This is a genomic window from Synechococcus sp. A15-60, assembly GCF_014280095.1.
In the GTDB taxonomy this organism is placed as follows: domain Bacteria; phylum Cyanobacteriota; class Cyanobacteriia; order PCC-6307; family Cyanobiaceae; genus Synechococcus_C.
Genome location: NZ_CP047933.1, coordinates 2,498,474 through 2,522,694, shown reverse-complemented (window position 1 = coordinate 2,522,694; position 24,221 = coordinate 2,498,474). Strand labels below are relative to the sequence as shown.

Sequence of the window (24,221 nt, the reverse complement as noted above, 5' to 3'; positions counted from 1 at the left end):
TGTCGCCGGACTGTTCGGGAACCACACCTCGCCTGAAAGCCAGCCGACTACCGATCATGCAAAGGATCTAATCAGTCAATTCGCGGAGTCAGGAGGCACCGATGGGCAAGGTTGTCGGCATCGATCTCGGAACCACCAACAGCTGTGTGTCGGTGATGGAGGGCGGTAAGCCCACCGTGATCGCCAATGCCGAGGGCTTCCGCACCACGCCCTCGGTGGTGGCTTACACCAAGAACCAGGATCAGCTGGTGGGTCAGATCGCCAAGCGTCAGGCGGTCATGAACCCTGACAACACCTTCTATTCCGTCAAACGCTTCATTGGTCGTCGTGTCGACGAGGTGAATGAAGAGTCGAAAGAGGTGAGCTACACGGTCGAGAAGGCTGGCTCCAACGTGAAGGTCAAGTGTCCTGTTCTTGAGAAGCAGTTCGCTCCCGAGGAGGTGTCTGCGCAGGTTCTGCGCAAGCTGGCGGAAGATGCCGGTAAGTATCTGGGCGAATCCGTCACGCAGGCGGTGATCACGGTTCCCGCCTATTTCAACGACTCCCAGCGTCAGGCCACCAAGGACGCTGGCAAGATCGCCGGCCTAGAAGTGCTGCGCATCATCAACGAGCCCACTGCTGCGGCTCTGGCTTACGGCCTCGACAAGAAGAGCAACGAGCGCATCCTTGTTTTTGACCTGGGCGGCGGCACCTTCGACGTCTCCGTTTTGGAGGTGGGCGATGGTGTGTTTGAGGTGCTGTCCACCTCCGGTGATACCCATCTGGGTGGTGACGATTTCGACAAGGTGATCGTTGACCACCTCGCTGACAGCTTCAAGTCCAATGAAGGCATTGACCTGCGCCAGGACAAGCAAGCTCTGCAGCGACTCACTGAAGCGGCTGAAAAAGCCAAGATCGAGCTCTCCAACGCCACTCAAAGCGAGATCAACCTGCCGTTCATTACGGCTACGCCGGAAGGTCCCAAGCACCTGGATCTCACCCTCACCCGGGCCAAATTCGAGGAGCTTGCCTCCAACTTGATTGATCGCTGCCGTATCCCGGTGGAGCAGGCGCTCAAGGACGCCAAGCTGTCCTCCAGCGAGCTCGACGAGATCGTGATGGTGGGTGGTTCCACCCGCATCCCGGCAGTGCTCGAGCTGGTGAAGCGCACCACCGGTAAGGATCCCAACCAAACTGTCAATCCTGACGAGGTGGTGGCAGTGGGTGCTGCCATTCAGGGCGGTGTATTGGCCGGTGAAGTGAAGGACATCCTTCTGCTTGACGTCACTCCGCTTTCTCTGGGTGTGGAAACCCTCGGCGGCGTGATGACCAAGATGATCACTCGGAACACCACGGTTCCCACCAAGAAATCCGAGACCTATTCCACGGCTGTGGATGGCCAGACCAACGTGGAGATCCACGTGCTTCAGGGTGAGCGCGAGATGGCATCCGACAACAAGAGCCTTGGAACCTTCCGCCTGGATGGCATCCCTGCTGCTCCTCGGGGTGTGCCTCAGATCGAGGTGACCTTCGACATCGATGCCAACGGAATTCTCAGCGTGACCGCTAAGGACAAGGGCAGCGGCAAGGAACAGTCCATCTCGATCACTGGTGCCTCCACGCTCAGTGATTCCGAAGTGGAGTCCATGGTCAAGGACGCCGAGGCCAACGCCAGCGCTGATAAGGAGAAGCGCGAAAAAATTGACCTCAAGAACCAGGCTGAGACCCTTGTTTATCAGGCTGAAAAGCAGATGGATGAGCTCGGCGACAAGGTGGAGGCCGACGCGAAGGCCAAGGTTGATGAGAAGCGCACCAAGCTCAAAGAAGCCACCGAGAAGGAGGACTACGACGCCATGAAGACCCTGCTGGAAGAACTGCAGCAGGAGCTCTACACCGTTGGTGCCTCGGTGTATCAGCAGGCCGGAGCTGAGGCTGCTGCGGCTCCGGGTGCCGATGCCGCAGCTGGGGCTGCTGGTGGTTCTGCCGGTGATGATGTGATCGACGCCGAATTCACCGAATCCAAGTGATCAAGGGTTGACACCTCTCGAGGGTGTCCCATTCATGATTCGCTTCCCCGCCTGTTCGTTAGGCGGGGATTTTTGTTGTTGATCCTTTCAACGATGGATCCGTGATGGCCAAAAAAAAAGGGGGGCATGAGCCCCCCCTTGATTGCTGCGTGGTGTAGGAGCCGAGGGACCTCAGTTAATCGAGTTAGCAGCAGCCTTGGCCTGGGTGACCACTTCAGGCGGAAGTGAGACGTAGCCCAGTTCAGGAGCTTTCGACTGTGCCTCGTCCGAGAGCATGTACTCGAACGTCTTCTTCAGAACCGGGGTGTTGTTGTCGTTGCCGGTTTCGTAGGCAAGCACCCAGGTGAAGGTGACGATCGGGTATCCACCTTCGGGATTGGGGTTGCTGCCGATCAGGTTGGGACCGAGATCGATTGAGCCCAGTGCTTCGCTAGCGGTGGCATTGGTGGGCATCACCTTGGCACCGGATGCGTTTTGCAGAGCTGCTGCTTGGAGGTCGCCTTTCACGTAGGCCAGCTCCACGTAGCCAATTCCGCCGTCAATCTGGTTGAGCTGAGCAGAGACACCTTCATTGCCCTTGGCACCGACGCCGGTGGGCCATTTCACCGACTTGTCAGCACCCACGTTTGCTTTCCACTCGGGGCTGATCGCCGAAAGGTGATTGGTGAAGTTGAAGGTGGTGCCGGAGCCGTCGGAGCGGTGCACCACGTTGATCTTCTTGTCGTCGCAGCCGAGTTCGCTGTAGTTGGTGATCTTGCCCAGGAAGATGGCAGCCAGTTGATCTTGGGTGAGCTCGAGCTTGCAAGAAGGGTTGTTGTAGGCCACAGCGATGGCACCAGCGGTCATCGGAATCTGCACCACACCGCGGCTCACTTTGGCGATGGCCTCAGGCTTCATCGGTTTGTCGGAAGCGCCGAAATCCACAGTGCCAGCCGTGAACTGACGCACACCTGCGCCGGAACCCACCGATTGATAGTTCACGTTGACTCCTTTGGATGACAAATCCTGGAACCAGCGCTGGTAGATGGCTGCAGGGAAGGAAGCACCTGCTGCCGACAGGTTGCCCTTAACCTGATCGCCGCTATCACTTCCGGATGAGCAGGCCGCCAGGGTCAGGCCAGCCGTCAGACAAGCGGCTGCAGACAGTGCCCGGGCGTTGAAGGAGCGAGGCATGATCTCGTGTATGAAGTCCTTGGAGCGGGATTTGTGCTCCTCTCGAACGTTATTTCAGCGGCTTTCACTTGAGATTTAAGGGCTGGTTATCGTTGAATTATCGATCTGTTCTTCAATCCATTCTGCTGTCGCAGGTGTGAGTAAAACACCGTTGCGGTAATGCCCCGAAGCCAGCAAAAGGCCAGGTTCCAGAGTCTCCAGCAGTGGTGCCGGCCGATCTCTGGGACGTGCTCGCAAACCGTGCCACTGACCGATCAGTTTCGCCTCTTGAAGCCACTCCGGTGCCAGGCCCTCCAGGCTGCGCATCAGTTCAACCGCTGATGGATCAAGAGTGTCTCCAGGTTCCAGCGTTGCCCCCAGCCACAGGCGATTGCCGCTGTGCCGAATCAGGTTGATGCCAGCGCAGGTGAGCACCGCAGGCCATGAGGCCCAGGCGTTGGGGGTGCGGTCGATGGCTAGGTCGAGCACCTGACCGAGGACGGCATCCATTGGACGGTCGTGACCGAGGGGTTGCAGCAGCCCTTGGCTGCCCAGTGCCGAGCAGATCACAACAAAGTCAACCTTGCGGCTGTGGCCATCCTGGCTGTGGATTTGCCAGCCATGTCTGCCGCTGCTGAGGCGCTCAAGGCTCTCGACGCAGGTGGTCAGCTGGTCGACCCCTGCGATAGCGAGTCGACGCCTGAGGGCCTTCAGCAGCGGCAGGGGATCCACACGCCCGTCGTGCTCGGAGCGCATTGCTCCATATCCCGGCTGAGGCCAGTCGGGTTTGGCCTGGGGCAGACGGTCGTTCTCCACAAACTGGAGCCCCGACTCTGGACGGGATGCCGCGAGTTGTCGCAAGCGAGCGGCTTCGTCTGCATGACTTGCCAGTTGGATAAGCGGTGTCTGCAGCTCCAGCGGTGTTTCGGGGTGATTGAGGCGTTCGCACCAGCTCGGCCACAGGGCCATGCTGCGTTGGCGGAGTCTCCAGGCCCGGCCGCCGGATCGGCGGAAGGCATGGCCCATCAACACGCCCAAGGAGGCTGTCGTCCCGTTCAGATCCCGGCCACTGGTCGACTCGGGGATTGGATTGGCCAGCGAGGGATCTGCAATGACGACTTGATGCCCTCGTTCAGCGAGGTGCCAAGCGCTGCCAGTGCCGACAACACCGGCGCCGATGACGGCAACGGTTGCAGTCAGCTCAGGGCCTGCGCTGGGATCACTTGTTCGTAATTGGAGAAGCCGGTGGCTACAGCCACATAGGCCTTTTGCAGCCTTGCACCGTCCTGAAGACGTGCCGCTTCATCAAGATCAGCCAGGGCCTCTTTCAGAGATGAGGCCAGGTCGTTAGCGGCAGCGCGATCCTGGGGAAGCAGGCGCTGGTTGATATAAAGCATTTCCCGTCCCACTTCCTGCATCGGGCCGTGAATCAGATTGCGGGTGAAGGTCCAATCCCGCTGATTTACCAGCTTCGCCAATTCGGGAAGACGATCCTTGGCTTCGGTGAATCCCTCGGCCTGACGGCGGATCACAGCCATGTCATCAGGGCTAATCGTGGCTGTCTTGGCCTTGGCGCTGCCGTCACAGGAGGCCAGGCCGAAGCACAAAGCCAGACAGAGGCAGAAGGCGGCTAGGCGACGCAGGGCGCTCAGCATTGGAAATCACAAGAAGCGTCGCGACTTTAACCGTGACGTCCGTGGATGGGATCCAGTGGACGTTGGCGCTCAGTGGTCAGGTTTCCATGGCTGACGTCAGGGTGCGGACGATTGGGGTCCCGACATCCCCCATCGCGGTGCAAACGCGAGCGGCCATGCGCGGTGATCCAATCCTGCATCGGCCATGACCTGACGACCAGGCTGGGGTTCGTCCAGGCGCACAATTAAGGCTGTATTCCTGTCCGACCTTGTCCTCCGTTTCGGTCATCCTGCAGCTGATCTGCCCTGATCGTCCGGCACTCGTCAGTGAGCTCGCTGGTTGGGTGGCTGCCAATGGGGGCAACATTCATCACGCCGACCATCACACGGATGCTGGCGCTGGTTTGTTTCTCAGCCGGATTGAATGGGGTTTGGAGGGGTTCGGTCTGCCGCGGGAGGCCATTGGGCCTGCAGTCCAGTCCCTGGCAGAACGCCTGGGGGGAGAAGCGCAGCTTCACTTCTCCGATGACCATCCGCGGGTGGCCATCCTGGTGAGCAAACAGAACCATTGCTTGCTGGATCTGCTTTGGAGGGCACGCAGCGGTGAGCTCCCGATGCAGGTTCCGCTGGTCATCGCCAATCATCCCGATCTGGAAAGCTGCTGCAACGACTTCGGGGTTCCCTTTCAATACGTGCCGGTCACCCGCGAGACCAAGGCACAATCCGAAGCCACCATTCTCAAGTTGTTAGCTGAGCATCGTGTGGAGCTGGCTGTGCTCGCCAAATACATGCAGGTGTTGAGTGGCAACTTCCTGGAGCGTTTTCCGGGTGTGATCAACATCCACCATTCCTTCTTGCCGGCATTCAAGGGAGCTCAGCCTTATCACCGGGCCTGGGAACGCGGGGTCAAGCTGATCGGTGCCACAGCCCATTACGTCACCGAAGAACTCGATGACGGTCCGATCATTGAGCAGACCATTGCTCATGTCAGCCATCGTGATGAGGTGGGTGATCTGATTCGCAAGGGTCGAGACACGGAACGTCTTGCTCTCGCCCGTGCCCTCCGCCTTCACCTGCGACGCCAGGTGATGGTTTACCGCGGTCGCACGGCTGTGTTCGCATGATGAGCTGGCTTGATCGTGGTCGTCCCATGACCGCATCTCCACTGGGATGGCGCTGCTTCCAGCTGGGGTTGTTTCTGCTGCCATCCACGGCTCTGCTGGGAGCCCTGTTTCTGTTCCCCGCCCTGCTGTTCGGCAGTGTCGGCCGGGAGCGTGCTTTCTGGCGAGATCCCTGGAATTTCCCGTTAATCGTGGCGGGAGTTCTGATGGCGTTCGGTTGCTTTCTGGCCGAAGCTCAGGGCCTTGCCTGGGCTGGGTTGGCCAATTGGCTTCCCTTCTTCTGGGGGTTTTGGGGGTTTCAGCCCTACGTGATCAGCACAACTGCCCGGCGTCGTTGCAGTCTCTGGCTTGTGGCCGGCACCGTTCCGGTGTTGACCACTGGCTTGGGTCAGCTTTGGTGGGGCTGGGCAGGCCCCTGGGAATTGCTGGGTGGCCTCATCGTTTGGTTTGTGGAACCCGGTGGGAAGCCGGAAGGACGACTCTCGGGTCTCTTCGATTACGCCAACATCGCTTCAGCCTGGTTGGCGATGGTCTGGCCTCTGGCCCTGGCGGCTCTGGTTCAGCCAGGTCTGAAGCAGCGACAGCGTCTTGTCGTGCTCGTTCTGGCCATCGCCTTAGTGGTGGGTCTGGTGCTTACCGAATCACGGAATGGCTGGGGTGCGCTTGTGCTGGCTGTCCCGGTGGTGCTGGGCCCGCCCAGTTGGCCCTGGTTGGTCCCGCTTTTGGCTTTGGCGCTCCTGCCGGTTGTGGTTTCCGTGCTCCCAGGCATGCCGGCCTTTCTTCAGGACCCAGCTCGGCAGGTGGTGCCGGATGCTCTCTGGGCCCGCTTGAACGACAGCCAGTACGCCGGTGAGCGGGTTCTGGCCTCTACGCGCATCAGCCAGTGGACCGTGGCGCTTCAGTTGATCTCTGAACGCCCCTGGCTCGGTTGGGGAGCTGCGGCGTTTTCGATCATTTATCCCCTGCGCACCGGACAGTGGCATGGCCATGCTCATAACCTGCCGCTCGAACTCGCCACCAGCCATGGTCTGCCCGCAGCCAGCCTGGTGATTGGCCTGGTGCTGGTGTTGATGGTGGTGAGCCTGCGCCGTGGCCTTTCAGGCTTGTTCGATCGTGCCTGGTGGGCAGCACTGCTGATCTTGCTGGTTTTGCACGGCACGGATCTGCCGTTTTTTGACAGCCGATTGAACATCGCTGGCTGGATCTTGCTCGCGGGTTTGCGTGCCTCGTTCAGTCCAGACCGCCCGGATCAGTCAACGACAACGCTTGCTCCTGATGTTTGAGGAGCGTTGTGCGGCCCAGCGGGCCATTGAGGTGATCCCAGGGCAGCACGGTGGAGTCGTTCCAGCGTTGATGAATCACCTCGTCCCAGGGGGGAGGCAGCGGCATCTCAACCCCGGCGCTGACGGCCGCCGGTAGGTCTCCGGACCGCGCGCTGCGGTAGGCCTTTTTCCAGCCACCCAGGCTTTCCTGTGATCCGCGCACGGCAACGATCACCGATGCCAGGCGTCGGTCGCTGCGTGAGATCAGCGCCTGGATCACACTCCAGCCGTAGCTTTCTGGCCTCAGATCGATCCCCTTGGGCTTCAGCCGCTTGGCCAATCGTTTGAGGCGTTTCTCCGCTTCCGGTCTAACGCCCTGCCATTGAAACGGGGTCTGGGCCTTGGGAACAAAGGTGCTGACCCCCAAGGTCAAGCGAAGGCCAGGAGTTGTTTGTTTGAGCTGAAGCAGCAGATCCGCTGTGGATTCAACGTCGTCGTCCTGTTCGCTGGGCAGCCCGACCATGCCATAGAGCTTCAGGGCCTTCAGTCCTCCTTGCTTGGCATGGCGTGCAGCCGCATGAATCTCTTCATTGCTGAGCTTCTTGTTCACCACCTCGCGCATCCGTTCGCTGCCGCTTTCGATCGCGATCGTTAGAGATTTGCTGCCTCGGTTGGCCAGCCCGCTGGCCAGCTCTGGAGTCACGGTTGCCGCTCGGACGGAGCTGACACTGACGCGCACATCGTCAAAGCGGTCCTGCCCGAGCCAAGAGAGCAGGTCAGTGAACTGGGGATGCTGGGTGACGGATGCGCCGAGTAAGCCCAATCTGCGGGTTGCTGAAAGTCCTGTTTCCACCGCTGGGATTAGCCCATCGTCGAGCGACGGCGTGCGGAAGGGCAGCGTTAGATAACTCGCCAGACAGAACCGGCACAGTTCTGGGCAGCTGCGCACCACTTCGACCATGTGAATGTCGGGCCAGGCCGATTCCGGCGTGATCACCGTGGAATGACTGAGGCTGTTGCCTCGCCAGGTTTGTTTGCTGATGGTGGCCGGCAGTCCGGTCTCGATCGGATCAATGCTCAGCAGCTCTCCATCGCTGTCGTAGCGGGGTGCATAGAGCGAGGGCACGTAAATGCCGGGGACTTGAGCCAGATGACGCAGACGCGCAGCACGCGGTTCGCCTCGGACCTCCTGCAAGGCATCGATGAAGGCTGGCAGCAGGTCTTCGCCGTCTCCCAGCAGCACCACATCAAAAAAGGGGGCGAGTGGTTCGGGATTGGCGGTGAGCACAGGCCCACCTCCGAACACGATTGGGTCATCATCCGATCGTTGATCACTCCAGATAGGAATCCTTTGCTGTTCCAGAAGATCCAGCAGCACGGGCCCATCGAGCTCCCAGCTCAAGGAGAGACCGAACAGCTCACAGCGGCGGTGTTGTGGATCGCCCTGGTCGGTGAACAGGCGACGCACGTCTAGGTCAGACCGCATGGCCAGGGTGGCCCACACGATCTGATAGCCGAGGCTGGTGATGCCGACGGTGTAGGTGCTGGGAAAAGCCAGCACCGTGCGCAGGGCGCCCGGTTCCGGCACAGCCGGATCAAACAGCAGGGTTTCCTTGTTCAGGACTCGTTCGGTGGGTCGGGAGGGGTCGGTGGAGGCGGGGCGGTGAAGGCGCGCCTGCGGATTGATCCCTCCCAGGCGTGGTGAATGCCGCCACGTCGCTCACGGCGTGCTTCCAGGTGATCCTCTTCCAGCAGTTCCCTGCCCAGCTGGCGTTCATAGATGGAGCGGTCATCAAAGAGACGTGCCACCAAGAAGCTGGCAAGACAGGCCACCAAGATCGGTTTGAGAATCAGCAGATCCTTGGTAAGGGCGAAGGCCAGAAACATGGCCGTGATCGGTGTGCGTGAGCAGCCGGCCACGAAGGCACCCATGCCCGCGAACACATAGGTGCTGGGGACGTGACCGGTGAGCGCTTCAACCCAGATGCCGCAGGCCAGGCCGATGGCGCCTCCCAGGGTGAGCATCGGAAAGAACAGACCGCCTGGGGCGCCGGACGCCGCCGCAAGACCGGTGCTGAAGAAGAGCACAGTGAACGTGCCTAGAGCCATCGGGATGTCGGCTTCGCCAGCGCCGATCAGATGCTGAAGTCCTTCCAGATCCCGGAAGGCTTCGGGCAGGAATGCATACACGCTGCCAAGCACACATCCGCTGATCACCATTCGCAGCACCAGACGATCACCGAACCAGGCATTTCCCTTGCGTTGCATGGCCAGCACGTAGCGGCAGTAGATCTCTGCCAGCACGCCCACCACCACGCCAAGTCCGATCAGATAGCCCAGATCGATGGGCAAAAAGCTCACCATGGGTGTGTATTCCCGTTCCAGGAGGAACCCTTGGGTGGCATCCAGGCCACCGGTGGCAGGACTAATGCCTAGCAGTCCCAGCACATCGGCCCAGGCATCGGCCCAGAAGGTGGTGACGATCACTAGCAGCAGGACTACTGGCCTGGCGGAGTGGAGTAGTTCCTCCACGGCATAGACAAATCCTCCGATCGGCGCGCTGAACACCGCTGCGATGCCGGCGCCGCCCCCTGCAGCAACGATCACACGGCGAAAGGCCACCGGTGCCTTCAGCCAGCGGGCCATCTGCCAGGCCACGGAACCACCCATCTGCACGGCAGGGCCTTCAGGACCGAGCGGGAAACCACTGCCAATGGCCACGATGCCACCCACCAGTTTCACCAGGCCCACCTGAAGGCCCATGGGCACAGCCCGGTGTTTTAAAAATCCCATGATGTGGGTGATGCCTGAACCACCGGCCGCCGGTGCCAGCCGTGACACCAGCAGGCCGGAAACCAGACCGCCCAAGCCCCCCAGACAGGGCAGCACCATCCAGGCGGGGTACTCGGCCAGCAGCTCCAGTCGCCAACCACCTAGCAGTTTGAGACCGGCCTTGAACAGCACGCCTGTGAGGGCTGCACCCAAGCCAGTGAGCATCAACGCCAGCACCACCACCCACCAACGGCGTTCCAGCAGGCGGCGGATGCTGCGGCTGGATCCGCGCTGATGCCGGCGTTGTTTCAGGTCACTCAGAACTGCCATGTCGTTGCTGGTCTGGGTTCAGGCCCCAGCCAGCATCTGAGCCTCCTCATCAACACTCACAATCCGACCTTCGTCTTCGAAACCTGAGATCTGATCGAAGTTCAGATAGCGGTACAACTCATCGGAGAGGGGATCGATTTTCTCCGCTGCGATGCTTCGGTACTCATCGGGGGTGGGGATCCGACCTAGCTGTGCGCAGACCGCCGCCAGTTCGGCGCTGCCGAGATACACCTGGGCCCCTTTGCCCAGGCGGTTGTTGAAGTTGCGGGTGCTCGTGGAGAAGACCGTGGTGTCGTCTTCGACGCGGGCCTGGTTGCCCATGCACAGGGAGCAGCCGGGCATCTCCATCCTGGAGCCGGCCGCCTCAAAGGTGGCGTAGTAGCCCTCGGCCTTCAGCGTCTCCTCATCCATGCGGGTGGGCGGGCAGACCCAGAGGCGTGCCGAGTTTTGGCCGGCGCCTTCAAGCACCTTGGCCGCGGCACGGTAGTGGCCGATGTTGGTCATGCAGGAGCCGATGAACACCTCCTGCACGGGATCACCAGCCACCTCGCTGAGCAGCTTCACGTTGTCGGGGTCGTTGGGGCAGGCCACCACCGGTTCCGTGAGCTCGTCGAGGTTGATCTCCAGCACCTCTGCGTACTCTGCGTCTGTGTCAGCACTCATCAGCTGGGGGTTCTCCAGCCAGGTCTCCATGGCCTTGATGCGCCGCGCCAGGGTCCGGGCATCGCTGTAGCCCCGGGCAATCATGTTTTTGAGGAGCGCCACATTGCTGCGCAGGTACTCGCTCACCGTGGCTTCGGAAAGCTTGATGGTGCAGCCGGCGCAGGAGCGCTCGGCGCTGGCGTCGGTGAGTTCGAAAGCCTGTTCCAGCTTCAGGTCAGGGAGACCTTCAATCTCCATGATCCGGCCATTGAACAGGTTCTTCTTGTTGGCTTTTTCAACGGTGAGCAGGCCTCTCTGAATCGCCACCCAGGGAATGGCATTCACCACATCGCGCAGGGTGACGCCTGGTTGTAGCGAGCCACGGAAGCGCACCAGCACTGACTCGGGCATGTCGAGCGGCATGGCACCGATCGCGGCTGCGAAGGCCACCACCCCTGAGCCACCCGGGAAGGAGATCCCCAGTGGGAAGCGGGTGTGGCTGTCACCGCCCGTGCCCACGGTGTCGGGTAGGAGCATGCGGTTCAGCCAGCTGTGGATGATGCCGTCGCCTGGTCGCAGGGCGACACCGCCTCGCTGGGCGAAGAAATCCGGCAGTTCTTTCTGGGTTTGCAGGTCGACGGGCTTGGGATAGGCGGCGGTGTGGCAGAAGCTCTGCATCACCAGATCCGAGGAGAAGCCCAGGCAGGCCAGTTCCTTCATCTCGTCCCGGGTCATCGGACCGGTGGTGTCCTGGGACCCGACGGTCGTCATCAGTGGTTCGCAGCTGGTTCCCGGGCGTACACCCGGGAGTCCACAGGCTTTGCCCACCATCTTCTGGGCCAGCGTGAAGCCCTTGCCGGTGTCCGCTGGGGCCGAAGGACGGATGAACAGGTCGGAGGAGGGAAGACCTAGCTGGTTGCGCACCTTGTCGGTGAGGGCACGGCCGATCATCAGAGGGATGCGGCCGCCAGCGCGCACCTCATCGCTGATGGTGCTCGGCTTGAGCTCGAAGCGGGCAATGATTTCACCGGCATTGGTTTCACCGGCAGCTCGCTCGATCGTTCCGGCATGGGGCCGGATGGTGATCACATCACCGCTTTTGAGGGTGGTGACGTCACATTCAATCGGCAGCGCGCCGGAGTCTTCCGCTGTGTTGAAAAAGATCGGCGCAATCTTGCCCCCGAGAATCACGCCGCCGGCTTTTTTGTTCGGCACATAAGGAATGGCGTTCCCCGTGTGCCACAGCACCGAATTGATGGCGCTCTTGCGGGAGCTGCCGGTGCCCACCACATCACCCACGTAGGCCACGGGATGGCCTTTTTGCTTGAGCGTCTTGATGGTGTTCAGGCCATCAGGATCTCGGGTTTCCAGCATGGCTAGGGCATGGAGCGGGATGTCCGGCCGGGTGGTGGCATGGGTGGCTGGTGACAGGTCATCCGTGTTGGTTTCCCCGTCAACCTTGAACACGGTGACAGTGATTTCGCTGGCCAATTCTGGTTTGCATGTGAACCATTCCCCTGCAGCCCAACTGTCGACCACTTGTTTGGCAAAGCGGTTGGTGGACGCCAGCTCCATTACTTCGTTGTAGGCGTCGTACACCAGCAGGGTGCGACTGAGACCTTCCGCAGCGCACAAGGCCAGAGCTTCCTCGTCGTGCTTGAGCAGTTCAATCAGTGCTGCAACGTTGTAACCACCAACCATGGTTCCCAGCAGTCGGGTGGCGTCCAAGGCAGAGACCAGTGGGCTCTCGGCTTCACCCTGGGCCACGGCGCTGAGCCAAGTGGCTTTGACGTAGGCCGCTTCATCCACTCCAGGCGGAATTCGTTCGCTGAGCAGATGCAGCAGTTCGTCCTCTTCTCCAGCGGGAGGGTTCTGCAGCAGCTCCGTGAGCGCCTGGGTCTGGGAGGCATTCAGAGGCAGTGCCGGGATGCCTTGGGACAGGCGTTGGGCGGCGTTCTCGCGGTAAGTGCTCAGCATCGGATTCGGTGCAGGAACGTCAAAGCGATTCCATTGTCCTGCGTCACCGTTCCGAACCGCTGTTAAGCAGATGCATGCACCTTGCGTAGTCTGAGTGAATTCCTGGTTTGGAGCATGACCACCACTCACGATCTGCATGTGGTGGACACTCGGCCATTGGTGCCTCCGGCATTGCTGCATCGCGATTTACCCATCGATGCCAAGGCGACGGAAACAGTGGCTACTGCACGAGGTCGCATTCAGGCCATCCTTCGTGGTTTGGATCATCGTCTGCTTGTGATCGTTGGACCGTGCTCCGTACACGACGTCGGTGCCGCCCGCGATTACGCACGGAGATTGGCGTCCTTAAGGGAACGCCACGCTGCGGAACTGGAAGTGGTGATGCGGGTTTATTTCGAGAAACCTCGGACCACAGTCGGTTGGAAGGGGCTGATTAACGACCCTCATCTCGACGGTTCCTACGACATCAACACCGGCTTGCGCATGGCCCGTGCCTTGCTGCTGGATCTGGCCAGAGATGGCATGCCCGCAGCCACGGAACTGCTCGACCCTGTGGTGCCTCAATACATTGCTGATCTCATTGGTTGGACGGCCATTGGTGCCCGAACCACTGAAAGTCAGACCCACCGTGAGATGGCCTCAGGATTGTCGATGCCGATCGGCTACAAAAACAGCACCGATGGAAGTGCCGCCATTGCGATCAATGCGATGCAGGCAGCTTCAAAGCCGCATCATTTTCTGGGAATCAATCGTGAGGGTCACGCCTCCATCGTGAGCACCACCGGCAATCCGGATGGTCACTTAGTGCTCCGGGGCGGCAATCGAGGCACCAACTATCACCTTGAAGCGATTCAGGACGCGGCGGCTGAACTGGATGCTGCAGGTCTGCCCGATCGGTTGATGGTGGATTGCAGTCATGGCAATTCGAACAAGGATTACCGCCGTCAAGGTGACGTTCTTAGGGCGGTGGCGTCTCAGGTCGAGCAGGGTTCAACCCACGTCATGGGCGTGATGCTGGAAAGTCATCTCGTGGAAGGGAATCAGAAGATCAGTTCTGATCGCTCCGCTCTGACTTACGGCCAAAGCGTCACCGATGCTTGCATCAGCCTTGAAACAACGGCTGATTTGCTGGACGAACTGGCCAATGCGGTGAAAAAAGTTGGCACTCGCTCGATAGGAGTGCCAGTTTCTTGAAACTCAGTCGGACGTTTTTGGCCTTTTAAGTCATCTGTTCAAATTGAACTTTGCTTAAATTTGATGTGTTTATTTTGGGCTCAATCCTCTTGGAGGTTGGCTCAATGATCGGGTTGCATATCTTTGGTTTTGGCGATCCACTTCGTTTGTATGAACTGGATCGCGACAGTGGATTGTGGGTGCGAGGATTTCGACCGCTTCAGTTGGACGATCTGCTGGGTTGGTCACAGGGCGTAGCCCATCAGCAGCATTGGGATGTTGATGCCCTGCACCAGCAGGTGATGCATTTCTGGGTGGGTCAGGCTGCACAGATTCAGCTCTGGCAGATGCGATTGCATGACCTGCCCGATGATCAGACGCTTGTGGCAGCTTTGGGTAGCAGGGGTGACTGGTGTCGGCACATGGAGCGTCTGCTTCGCGCTTAGATCACCATCCAGGACCAGCACAAACCCACGGCCAATGGCACGCTGAGGTTGTCGATTCCCCAGCGGCTTAGTTGCTCTAGGCCCACTGCCATGGCACAGACCGCAGACAGTCGTAGGGGATGCAAAGGGCTTTGGCTCACCAGTGCCAGTCCTGTCAACACCAAGGCAGTGACCACAGCCATCGTCAATGTGCCAGCAACGGACTTGTGTTGTTGCCAAAACGTCCAGCTCGCTGACTCGATCCCACGACCCACCAAGCCTGCTAAGCCATCGGCGAAGGCCATCACAAGCACACCGGCACAGGCGGCAATCGCTTGATCAGGCCAAAACAAGGCCAGCAGAAGCGTTATTGCAAGCCCATACGCCACAGTTCCGTAGCTCTGGCGATCAACATCCTCAACGGCGGGGAGCAGTTTCCAGCGGTGGTTGATTGCAGTGATCAAGGTGACTGCTACCGCCACGGTCAACGCGATCGATTGAGGAATCTCAAGCCACCAGGCCAAAGCGATCACCGGACCTGTGCCGATGTGGACAATCTTGCGGCTGAGTTCTCGGCGCTGAGGCCACTGTCGTTTGCAGATCACTGCTGTTGACAGCACCAGGAGCATCCAGGTGCTGATGATCAGCAGAGATAGAAGCAAGGTCTCAGGCTGCCTTCTGGTGATTGGTCATCACACGCAGCTTCAGAATGGCCTTGGCCTCGAGCTGACGGACCCTCTCACGCGACACATTGATTTGACGACCGATTTCGGCCAAGGTCAAAGGCTCAGCACCATCCAGGCCGAAACGCAGTTTGAGGATTTTTTGCTCTCGCTCGTTGAGTTGCGAAAGCCAGCCTCCCAGGTGTTCTTTCTGGATGCTCCGATCCATCCCTTCCATCGGTTCCGCCCCGTTGGGGTCTGGAATCAATTCGCCAAGGGTGCTGCGATCTTCTTCGCCACGCGCGTGGGCATCAAGTGAGGCGCAGGGCGCACTCTGGGCAATCAGATCCTCAAGGTCGCGGGGCTCGATCCCCATGGCGCTCGCCAACTCCAAGCGATTGGGTTGCCGACCGAATCGATGCGACAGCTCACGGGTGATGCGCCGCATCTTCGACAGTTTTTCACTGATGTGAATCGGGAGACGAATGGTGCGGGCGCTGTTGTCGATGGCCCTGGTCATCCCTTGGCGAATCCACCAATAGGCGTAGGTGGAAAACTTGTAGCCCATGGCGGGGTCGAATTTGTCGACCGCACGCTCAAGACCAATGGCACCTTCTTGCACCAGATCCAGCAGTTCGAGGCCTTGGTTCTGATATTTCTTTGCCACACTGACGACCAAGCGGAGATTGGCGGCCATCATTCGATCGCGTGCACGCTTGCCCATGCGGATGCGGTGACACTGCCGCGGAGTGCGCTCATCTTCGGGTATCTCGAGAAGTTCCTTCATGGCCTGCACGTGATGCGCCAGCTCGATCTCTTCGGCTGCCGTTAGCAGTGGTACGCGTCCGATGCTGCTCAGGTAGTAGCCGATCGAATCGGTGGCTAATCGACCACTCTGCTTTGAGGAGCGGCTGGAGCTAGTTCTTGAACGCGCAGCACTGTTTCGTCGACCTGTGGTCGGCAATACAGGGTCAGAAGAAGAGACTTTTTGAGTCAGTTCTTCAGATTCCAGAGGGATCCCCATCACCCTGGCCTCCTGAAATTAGATTTGGGCAAAATTTAGCATCCGTCCCTAAATCTGACCTGAAAGAATCGAAAGTTTTTCCGAATCTGCAAATTGTCGTTAAGTCGTATGAGTCAAATGTGAAATGAAGAGGTTGAAACGAGCCCGATGGCTGTATCCATCAATACACAGCTGCAGTTTTTATGCGTGGGTTTGTAGCCCTTTTTTCCAGTGTTCAATCAAATGCAATTGAGAATTGCAGACAACATCTTCGGGATGGCGTTGGCGAAAGCTGCCGTCTTCCTGCATGTCGAAGGAGCCGCGGTTGTCGTCTAAGTAAAGTTGCAACAAGCGTTCTAATTGTTGCCTGAGCGCTGGTTCGTCGATCGATGTGACGGCTTCCACCCGCCGATCGAGGTTGCGTGGCATCCAATCAGCGCTGCCGATGTACACCTCCGGTTCGCCTCCATTGGCAAACCAAAAGACGCGGGAATGTTCGAGGAACCGTCCAATGATGCTGATCACGCTGATGTTGTCGCTGACACCTTCACGCCCCGGGTAAAGACAACACATGCCACGAATGATCAGTTCGATGATGACGCCAGCCTGTGATGCCTCGTAGAGAAGAGCAATGATCTCAGGATCCACCAAAGAATTCATCTTGGCCTTGATGTGGCCGCCCCCCCCCTCCCGGGCATGTTTGATTTCGCGTCGGATGAGATTTTCCATGCCCTTGCGCAGTGACACTGGAGCAACCAGTAGTTTTCGGAATTCCTGCTGCTTGGAGAAGCCTGTGAGGTAGTTGAACAGTTCCACCAGATCTTGACCAAGCTCTGGACGAGCGGAGAGCAGCCCGAGGTCGGTGTAGAGGCGAGAGGTTTTTGAGTTGTAATTTCCGGTTCCGATGTGCACGTAACTGCGCAGCCGTTCTTTCTCTTTGCGGACGACTAGCACGATCTTGGTGTGTGTCTTCAGGCCAAGAACGCCATAGACAACGTGCACACCTGAGCTTTCCAGCTGCTTCGCCCACTGAATGTTGTTGTCTTCGTCGAAGCGTGCCTTCAGTTCCACGAGTGCCATCACCTGTTTGCCATTCTCAGCGGCGCGGATCAAGGCGGCGATGATCGGAGAATCCTTCGAGGTGCGGTAGAGGGTCATCTTGATCCCCATGACCAGAGGATCGTCCGCAGCCTGGTTGATGAACTCCTCAACGGAGGTCGAAAACAGGTCGTAGGGGTGATGTAGAAGCACGTCACGCCGACGCACCACGGAGAAGATGCTCTCGAACTCCTCTTCCTTGATGGAGCCGTCTTCGAGCATGCTCCGTTGGGCTCGGCCAAGAACAGCCGGTGTCATTCCTGAGTGCGATTCGTCCTTGAGTTTGGCCAGGGGAATTGCCATCAGCCCAAAGAGATCGTCGAGCCCAAGGGGTCCGTCAACGCGGTAGAGATCGTTTTCTTCCACTGACATTCCATCCAGAAGCATTTCGACCATGTCTTGCGGCATTTCATCAGCGACTTCTAAGCGCACGACTTCACCGCCCATGCGTCGCTTCCGCAGACCTTGTTCAATCGCGATCATCAAGTCGTCGGCCTCAAGATCACGCAGTTCCAAGTCGGCATCCCTGGTGACTCGGAAGAAGTAATGCCCCTCGATGCTCATGCCGGGGAACAGCAGCTCCAGGTTGAAGGCCACAACCTGTTCCAACGGCACAGCGGTGTGGACTGGCCTGTCCTTGGAATCGGCCAGATCCGTTGGGATGGCAACGAACCGGGGAAGGATTGTTTGGGGCACTTTCACCCTGGCCAGCAGGCTCTGTCCGGTTTCCGGATCTCGAATCAGTGCCGCCACATTCAGGCTCAGGTTGCTGACGAAGGGAAATGGGTGTGCTGGATCCACCGCCAAGGGTGTGAGTACAGGAAAGATCGCCGTTTGGAAGTAGTTGTCGATCCAGAGTTGTTGACGTTGATTGAGCTGCGCATAGTCGAGTAGATGAGCACCCTGGTCGTGCAGTTGTTGCTTGAGTCGTGTGCGGTAGTGATCCTGCTGACGACGCAGCAGTGGTGCGAGATTCTCACGAATGGCCTGCAGCTGTTCGATGGGTGTGAGTCCGTCTTCGCTGCGTTTGTTGATCCCCGCTTCAACCTGGGCCTTCAGTGATGCGACCCGCACCATGAAGAACTCATCGAGGTTGTTGCTGAAAATGGCGCTGAATTTCGCTTGCTCTAGGAGTGGGGTGCGTTCGTCCAGTGCCTGGATCAGAACCCTTTCATTGAAGGCAATCCAGCTGAGCTCCCGATTGATGTAGAGATCAGGATCGAGGGCTTGCTTTGCCATCACGGAAGAAAATCGGGTGCAAAGGCTCTTGGTCGAAAGCTAGCAATCGAGTTTTGACGGCAAGTGGTCCAGGAGACTTGTCAGTCCTGGATGGTTTCTGGCCGATTCCGGATGCTGCCAGCCACCAAGAGGGCAACTCCGATCAGCATCATGCTTCCGAACCAGAACGGACTGGTGACGCCAATCCGGTCGTAGCTGAAGCCAGCGGCGGAGGCGCCAAGAAATGTGCCGAGGCTTTGCAGACCCTGCAGACCGCCCAGTGCTGATCCTTGGCCATCGCTGCCAAGACGACGCGAGACCAGAGCACGCAAGCAGGGGGTCACAAGACCCGTGCCGAGTGCCAGCAAAGACACGGCGGTGTACACCACTGGAATGGAGTTATTCGGTGTCGCCATGGGCACCAACAGGCATCCGGAGGTCAGAAGACCAAGACCAACGAGGGTCAAACGGAGTTCACCGAAACGCTTCACCAGCGGTCCGATTAAGCCTCCCTGGACCACCATTGCGATGACTCCAACCAGGGCGAAAGCGGCTCCAGCCATGCCTTCAGTCCAGTTGAAACTGTTGCGTAGGTACAGCACTAAAACGGTGGTGAAACCGTTGAAGGCCATAAAGAAGCCAAAAAAGGCGATCGAGAGGCGACGCACCTCTGGTTTGGCAAACACGCGTGCCAAGAGCGTGACTGGATTGAGCTCGCGCCTTCGCGGCAGTTGCTTTCTGGCATTGATGGGATGCGTTTCTGGGAGGAGTCCAAGTACCACGATTAAGTTCGCTACGGCGAAGGCTGTTGCAGCCCAGGCAGGAAGAATGCGGTTGACATCACCCAGCAGTCCACCAAGACCAGGACCAAGGACAAACCCCAGGCCAAAGGCCACGCCAATTAGGCCGAAGGCTTTGGCCCTGTTTTCTGGTGTGGTGATGTCGGCTAAGACAGCTGTGGCTGTGGCGGCAGTGCCCCCGCTTGCCCCATCGATGACTCGCGCCAGAAACAACAGGGCGAGGGGCAGACCTGCTGCTGCGGCCTCTGGCCAGATTGGTTGCCATGGCACGGTCAAGGTGGTGGCAAAGAGACCCATGCCAATCACAGAGCCAAAAACGCAGAGGCTGATGATGGGTTTTCGTCCAAAGCGGTCACTCAGTGCGCCAATAAGTGGCGCCACTGCGAACTGGGAGAGGGCGTACGTGCCTGAGAGCAGACCTACCGTGCTGCCGTTGCTGCTGAAGTCTTCCAGTAGGAAGGGCAGCAGGGGCAGAAAAATGCTCTCGCTAAGGCGGTCATTGAGCAGCGTCAGAAAGGCGCTGAGCAGAGTGGGAATGCGAGGACGCTGCAAAGCCGCCTGCGTGCACAGAAGACTCACACTCCCATAAGGGGCACTCGCCATGGCGCTTCGACCGATCGTTCCAACTGATGAGGGTCTTTTGCGGGAGATCTATGCCGATGCCATCGAAACCCAGGCCCCGGCGCTTTATACAGACGAGCAGGTGAGGGCATGGTCGGCTTTAGCCTGGCTGCCTGGTGTTCTGGATCGGACCCTTCGCACCGGGTGCGGCTGGATCAGTGGAGGCGATGCTGCGTTTGCGATCCGTGATCCACGGGACCGGCTTGCCTTGCTGTACTGCCGAGGACGCTCGGCACGACAGGGTCATGCTGGAGCTCTGCTGGACAGAATTGAAGCGGACGCAGCCGATGAGGGTGTGACCTGTCTGCGCACAGAGGCCAGTCAGTGCAGCCGCTCGCTGCTGGAGAGACGTGGTTGGTCTGTGGTGGCCCCCGAAACGATTGCTATCGCTGGAGTGATGTTTGAGCGTTATCGGATGGAGAGGCTGTTGCGCCACACGCGCAGTTGATCCAGTTGCGCCAAGGCTTTGCCGCTTTCCAGCACGGCTACAGCGTTTTGGATCCCAGCTTCAAGAGTGTCGGTGAGACCGGCAAACCACAGATAAGCCCCCGCATTCCAGCGAAGGGCGTCACTGAGAGGGCCTCGATTCGACAGGGCTTGAAGGGCTTGATCCTTCCAGTCCTGGTCCTTGGACCACTCCACGTCGGCGTCATGGCAGCCATGGTCCCTGGGATGCAGGATCTGCCTTTCGGCCTCGCCATGGCGGACACGGGCTGTGATGCAGGCCCGACCGATCGGCAGATCGGTTCCTCCCTCAAGCCCTTTCACGGTGAGCACATCGGTCTCGCCGGCGAGCCTGAGTGCTTCCCAGGCCCTGCTTTCGGTGGGAGGGTGCACGAAGCCGCTGACCAACAGATGCGCACCTGCATGGGCTGTCCAGAGAAGTTCCAGGCTGGCTACCGGTGGGCGTTTGCCGAGGTCTTCGCGGTATTCGATCAGCGAGTCTGCAATTGAGAAATGATCCGGTTGGTGAATCAGTGCAAAACCATGGGTTTCAAAGCCTGCCTGCACTTGACTGAGGCAAAGACCTGTCAAATCAAGGTCCAGCAGACGGAAAAGGTCCATCGCTGTGATGCCGTACTTGATCGGCATGCGTTCGCCGCCCTGCAGCACCACCGGTTGCTCGCTGGCTAGGAGAACCAGCGTCGTTAGTGGATAGATGGGTGCGGTGCGTGTACGCCCGTCGAAAGGCATACCGAAACAGAGAGGTGCCCGTTGACCTGCCGAGCTCTGCACTACCGGCCCTCTGGATCGGTAGGTGTCCAGCATTCCGGTCAGCTCCTGCGGTTCCGGACGGCGGATGCGATGGGCGATCATAAAAGCGCCGATCTGAGCTGGGGTCGCCTCCTGATCGAGCATGAGAGCCATGGCGTCCGCCGCCTCTTCCCGACTCATCCCCTTGCTGGTGTGCTCTCCACTACCAACTTTTCGCAGGTGCTGCTTGAAGCGTTCACGACCGCTGAGAACAGAGCTCGCCACGCATCATGTCGTCGCTACCAGTAGTTTTCTGTAGCAAGGCTACCTTTGTTGGTAGCGCTTGATACAGAGTTGTTCAGTCGAGCAGAGACAGACCTTCAAAGCTGCCGTGGCGGGGATGGCTTGGATTTTGCCGTCCATCCGCGTAATAGAGGCGCTCAAGCACAAGGCTGGTGGTTCCACTGGACTCGAGCTGCTGACTACTCAGCAAAGATGTGAGAGATCGGAACAGGTTGCTCATAATCGCAACGTCTAATGCGATTAGTAGAGCAGCTTTGGAGGTGTTGTGTTGTGATCAATGCGTCTGAAATGGGTTTTCGGTTTTGTGTTGATTGCTGCTTTTCTTGGGTGGTAAGAGCGAGAGTCTTTATGGGCAATCGGCAATAAACGCCATGACTTTGACCTCCACCTCATCTCCTTCGCTGTCAGCACCATCACAGAGCACTGTGACCGCATCCCTGATGGCTGCGAAGAAAGCCAAAGGAATGAGTTTTGCTGATCTTGAAGCGGCTCTTGGCTTGGATGAAGTGTGGATCGCTTCTCTGTTTTATGGCCAGGCCACAGCGTCAAGCGAAGAGGCAGAAAAGCTGGCTTCGCTTCTGTCTTTGGATCCTGCTATCACTGCTGCCATTCAGGAGTTTCCCACCAAGGGCAGCCTTGAGCCTGTTATCCCCACTGATCCTCTGATCTACCGTTTCTACGAGATCATGCAGGTGTATGGCATGCCTCTGAAGGATGTGATCCAAGAGAAATTCGGCGATGGAATCATGAGCGCCATTGATTTCACTCTCGATGTCGACAAAGTTGAGGATCCCAAGGGTGATCGTGTGAAGATCACGATGTGTGGCAAGTTCCTTCCTTACAAAAAGTGGTGAGCGATTAGGGATCCTCTTGCATCCCTGATTCGAATTCGAGAATCAGTACACAAGTGCCCGGCGAATGCCGGGCTTTTTGATGGTTAGGAACGAAATTGTTGTTCCAGTTGTTGTTGGGCGAGTTGTTGCCGGGAGGCATCGCTCAGAGTTTTACTGAGTTCCAATAAAGAGCTCTGGCTGCTGGGAGTGGCGATGCATCCAAGGGCTCGCAACGCTGCCGCAGCGACCTCATCAGATCCATCGATGCAGAGCTGCGCCAGCCTGTTGCTGATGATGGATCCATCCCGTCGCTGTAGAACACGGATTGCTGCGATGACGACAGGGTCTCTGAAGTCATGGAGCAGTCCTGAGCAATACCTCAGCAGCTCTTCATCACTCAGGGTGTGAGCCCGAAAACTCAGCAACTGCAAGCCCGCGAGGCGATGCTGCTGACCTGGATGGCGCAGGCTTTCAGTCATGACGGTCTCGGGCACATCCGCACCCCAGCAGGAGAGGGCCTGAACAATGCTGAGGTTGATGTCATCCAGTTTTGAACGGCTGGTGAGTTGATCCAGCAACCAGTTTCTGGCGTCTTTCTGATGGCAGAGGCCTGCTGCCAGTACGAGATCAGGAAGCGCTCCGTGCTGATTGATCAGGCTCTTAATCTCTGGCCAACCCCGATCGGCCAGCATGCCGAGCTTTTCGCTGAGGGCTCGACGGAGATCAATAGAAAGGCTGGGAGAGTAGACCTCCCCCAGCCAATGGGGCTCCAGTGGAGCCCGTCGTGATTGGGAAAGCCGCTCCCAAAGAGCGGCTTCATTCACAGGATGTGACACAGGAGTTGATCAGCGGGCGCCGAGTTCAGCGGCCAGTTCACGCTCCAGTTTGTCGTCATGCTCGGAGGGCAAGACATTCTCAACCTTGGTGCGGTGGGTGCTGTAGAAGAGCATGCCGATGAAGACCATGCCACCGATGATGTTGCCGATGGTGACTGGCAGCCAGTTCCAGAAGATCACCTGACCGAAGTTGACGCCGGATCCCAGGATGGGGCCTGCGGTGTGCAGGAACTGGTTCACCACGATGTGCTCCATGCCCATCGATTGGAACGCGGTAATTGGGAGCCAGCACGCCAGGATCTTGCCGGGAACACTTTTGCTTACCAAAGCCATCGTCACGCCGAGGCACACCAGCCAGTTGGCAATCAGACCGCGCAGGATGGCCAGGAAAAACCCAAGGGTCTCGAGGTTCTCATACTTAGTGACCACATTGGTCTTATTAAGGGCAATGATCTTGGCTGCAACTTGTTGCCACATGCCACCGCCATCGGCAGCAGAGGCAGGATCCACGGTGCCGCCACTGGTGAGGCTGATGGCCATCAGAACGGCGACAACAGCTGTTCCGATCCAGTTACCGAACCAAACCCAAGCCCAGTTGCGGAAGGTTGCCTTCCAGGAGCTTTTGCCCGCCCAAGTTGCCATGGGCAGCAGGGCGAAGTTGCCAGTGACCAACTCCATGCCAAAGAGCACGATGCTGGCGAAGCCAAACGGGAACAACAACGAGCCCAACCAGGGTTGACCGCTCTTGAGTCCGATGGTCAAAGCCAGGATGACAGCGAGGCCGAGAATCGCGCCGGAGTAAAAACCACGCAAAAGTAGGTTTTTGACGCTGACGGTTGCCTTTTTGCCGCCTGCGGCAATCATGCCGTCGACAAGTTCGTTGGGTAGGACGTAGTCCATTTGTGAAGCCGACGCACTCATGGTTTTCGTGGTGGGATGAAAGGTTGGTGAGGGTTGAATTCGACGCGATTCAACCGCTGATTTTGTTCATCAGCTTGGAAAACAGATCTTGTTGATCTGAATTGCGGCTGATGGGTTGTTTGTCTTGGCCAACTGAGGTGATCCAGTTGACCAGACGGGAAAAATAGTCGTTGCTGTTAGCCATGGAGGAGGGTGGTAGGAGAAGTGTCGTCGAGTAATCAGAATTGGTCTCAAAAGG

The 24,221-nt window shown here is 58.6% G+C and carries 21 protein-coding genes; 7 read left to right on the top strand and 14 right to left on the bottom strand.

Annotation, left to right across the window (positions count from 1 at the left end):
* The first annotated feature begins 101 nt into the window (after nucleotides 1–101).
* Nucleotides 102–2,006, top strand: a complete 1,905-nt coding sequence (gene dnaK, locus SynA1560_RS13555; protein WP_186469733.1) for a molecular chaperone DnaK — start codon at nucleotides 102–104, stop codon at nucleotides 2,004–2,006.
* Nucleotides 2,007–2,177: 171 nt separating this feature from the next.
* On the opposite strand, the gene pstS is transcribed toward dnaK, so the two are convergent.
* From pstS to psbQ, 3 genes are all read right to left on the bottom strand, one after another.
* Nucleotides 2,178–3,179 carry a phosphate ABC transporter substrate-binding protein PstS gene (gene pstS, locus SynA1560_RS13550; protein WP_186500799.1) on the bottom strand — a complete coding sequence of 334 codons (1,002 nt, stop codon included), beginning with the start codon at nucleotides 3,177–3,179 and terminating at the stop codon, nucleotides 2,178–2,180.
* Nucleotides 3,180–3,254: 75 nt separating this feature from the next.
* Nucleotides 3,255–4,337, bottom strand: coding sequence for an FAD-binding oxidoreductase (locus SynA1560_RS13545; RefSeq protein ID WP_255477155.1), 1,083 nt, complete (start codon nucleotides 4,335–4,337; stop codon nucleotides 3,255–3,257).
* A gap of 17 nt (nucleotides 4,338–4,354) precedes the next feature.
* Entirely contained in the window at nucleotides 4,355–4,813 is a 459-nt protein-coding gene (gene psbQ / locus SynA1560_RS13540) for a photosystem II protein PsbQ (RefSeq protein WP_186469731.1), read from the bottom strand.
* 248 nt (nucleotides 4,814–5,061) lie between these two features.
* On the opposite strand from psbQ, the gene purU reads away from it, so the two are divergent.
* Together purU and SynA1560_RS13530 are read left to right on the top strand one after the other, a co-directional pair.
* Nucleotides 5,062–5,916: a formyltetrahydrofolate deformylase gene (gene purU, locus SynA1560_RS13535; protein ID WP_186469729.1), complete on the top strand. Its 855-nt coding sequence runs from the start codon at nucleotides 5,062–5,064 to the stop codon at nucleotides 5,914–5,916.
* A gap of 26 nt (nucleotides 5,917–5,942) precedes the next feature.
* Nucleotides 5,943–7,196, top strand: a complete 1,254-nt coding sequence (locus SynA1560_RS13530) for an O-antigen ligase (RefSeq protein ID WP_255476992.1) — start codon at nucleotides 5,943–5,945, stop codon at nucleotides 7,194–7,196.
* On the opposite strand, the gene SynA1560_RS13525 is transcribed toward SynA1560_RS13530, so the two are convergent.
* The 3 genes from SynA1560_RS13525 to acnB are packed head-to-tail and all read right to left on the bottom strand — an operon-like array spanning nucleotide 7,144 to nucleotide 12,896.
* Nucleotides 7,144–8,736 (bottom strand): radical SAM protein, encoded by a 1,593-nt coding sequence (locus SynA1560_RS13525; protein WP_255477154.1) that lies wholly within the window; start codon nucleotides 8,734–8,736, stop codon nucleotides 7,144–7,146. The two genes, SynA1560_RS13530 and SynA1560_RS13525, sit on opposite strands and share 53 nt — an antisense overlap.
* Nucleotides 8,737–8,792: 56 nt before the next feature.
* Nucleotides 8,793–10,277, bottom strand: coding sequence for a ClC family H(+)/Cl(-) exchange transporter (locus tag SynA1560_RS13520; protein ID WP_186500798.1), 1,485 nt, complete (start codon nucleotides 10,275–10,277; stop codon nucleotides 8,793–8,795).
* A gap of 18 nt (nucleotides 10,278–10,295) precedes the next feature.
* Nucleotides 10,296–12,896 (bottom strand): bifunctional aconitate hydratase 2/2-methylisocitrate dehydratase, encoded by a 2,601-nt coding sequence (gene acnB / locus SynA1560_RS13515; RefSeq protein ID WP_186500797.1) that lies wholly within the window; start codon nucleotides 12,894–12,896, stop codon nucleotides 10,296–10,298.
* A 114-nt stretch (nucleotides 12,897–13,010) separates the two neighbouring features.
* On the opposite strand from acnB, the gene SynA1560_RS13510 reads away from it, so the two are divergent.
* On the top strand, nucleotides 13,011–14,090 hold the full coding sequence (locus tag SynA1560_RS13510; protein WP_186469725.1) for a 3-deoxy-7-phosphoheptulonate synthase: 1,080 nt from the start codon (nucleotides 13,011–13,013) through the stop codon (nucleotides 14,088–14,090).
* A 104-nt stretch (nucleotides 14,091–14,194) separates the two neighbouring features.
* Entirely contained in the window at nucleotides 14,195–14,515 is a 321-nt protein-coding gene (locus tag SynA1560_RS13505; protein WP_186469724.1) for a hypothetical protein, read from the top strand.
* On the opposite strand, the gene SynA1560_RS13500 is transcribed toward SynA1560_RS13505, so the two are convergent.
* The 4 genes from SynA1560_RS13500 to SynA1560_RS13485 all read right to left on the bottom strand — a co-directional run bounded on the left by SynA1560_RS13500 (nucleotide 14,512) and on the right by SynA1560_RS13485 (nucleotide 19,878).
* Entirely contained in the window at nucleotides 14,512–15,156 is a 645-nt protein-coding gene (locus tag SynA1560_RS13500; protein WP_255476991.1) for a diacylglycerol/polyprenol kinase family protein, read from the bottom strand. The two genes, SynA1560_RS13505 and SynA1560_RS13500, sit on opposite strands and share 4 nt — an antisense overlap.
* Before the next feature lie 4 nt (nucleotides 15,157–15,160).
* Nucleotides 15,161–16,180 (bottom strand): RpoD/SigA family RNA polymerase sigma factor, encoded by a 1,020-nt coding sequence (locus SynA1560_RS13495; protein WP_186469723.1) that lies wholly within the window; start codon nucleotides 16,178–16,180, stop codon nucleotides 15,161–15,163.
* Between the two features lie 180 nt (nucleotides 16,181–16,360).
* Nucleotides 16,361–18,496 carry a polyphosphate kinase 1 gene (gene ppk1, locus SynA1560_RS13490; protein WP_186500796.1) on the bottom strand — a complete coding sequence of 712 codons (2,136 nt, stop codon included), beginning with the start codon at nucleotides 18,494–18,496 and terminating at the stop codon, nucleotides 16,361–16,363.
* Nucleotides 18,497–18,576: 80 nt separating this feature from the next.
* Entirely contained in the window at nucleotides 18,577–19,878 is a 1,302-nt protein-coding gene (locus SynA1560_RS13485) for an MFS transporter (protein ID WP_186500795.1), read from the bottom strand.
* On the opposite strand from SynA1560_RS13485, the gene SynA1560_RS13480 reads away from it, so the two are divergent.
* Nucleotides 19,877–20,344 carry a GNAT family N-acetyltransferase gene (locus SynA1560_RS13480; RefSeq protein ID WP_186469720.1) on the top strand — a complete coding sequence of 156 codons (468 nt, stop codon included), beginning with the start codon at nucleotides 19,877–19,879 and terminating at the stop codon, nucleotides 20,342–20,344. The genes SynA1560_RS13485 and SynA1560_RS13480 overlap by 2 nt on opposite strands.
* Here SynA1560_RS13480 and SynA1560_RS13475 read toward each other — a convergent pair.
* Nucleotides 20,305–21,375 (bottom strand): anthranilate phosphoribosyltransferase family protein, encoded by a 1,071-nt coding sequence (locus SynA1560_RS13475; RefSeq protein ID WP_186500794.1) that lies wholly within the window; start codon nucleotides 21,373–21,375, stop codon nucleotides 20,305–20,307. The genes SynA1560_RS13480 and SynA1560_RS13475 overlap by 40 nt on opposite strands.
* A gap of 73 nt (nucleotides 21,376–21,448) precedes the next feature.
* Nucleotides 21,449–21,613 (bottom strand): cyanate hydratase, encoded by a 165-nt coding sequence (locus SynA1560_RS13470; RefSeq protein WP_186469718.1) that lies wholly within the window; start codon nucleotides 21,611–21,613, stop codon nucleotides 21,449–21,451.
* A gap of 151 nt (nucleotides 21,614–21,764) precedes the next feature.
* On the opposite strand from SynA1560_RS13470, the gene cynS reads away from it, so the two are divergent.
* On the top strand, nucleotides 21,765–22,247 hold the full coding sequence (gene cynS, locus SynA1560_RS13465; RefSeq protein ID WP_186469717.1) for a cyanase: 483 nt from the start codon (nucleotides 21,765–21,767) through the stop codon (nucleotides 22,245–22,247).
* Between the two features lie 83 nt (nucleotides 22,248–22,330).
* Here cynS and SynA1560_RS13460 read toward each other — a convergent pair whose 3' ends face one another.
* Nucleotides 22,331–23,062: a HEAT repeat domain-containing protein gene (locus tag SynA1560_RS13460; protein WP_255476990.1), complete on the bottom strand. Its 732-nt coding sequence runs from the start codon at nucleotides 23,060–23,062 to the stop codon at nucleotides 22,331–22,333.
* 9 nt (nucleotides 23,063–23,071) lie between these two features.
* On the bottom strand, nucleotides 23,072–23,962 hold the full coding sequence (locus SynA1560_RS13455) for a formate/nitrite transporter family protein (RefSeq protein ID WP_186471235.1): 891 nt from the start codon (nucleotides 23,960–23,962) through the stop codon (nucleotides 23,072–23,074).
* Nucleotides 23,963–24,221: the final 259 nt, after the last annotated feature.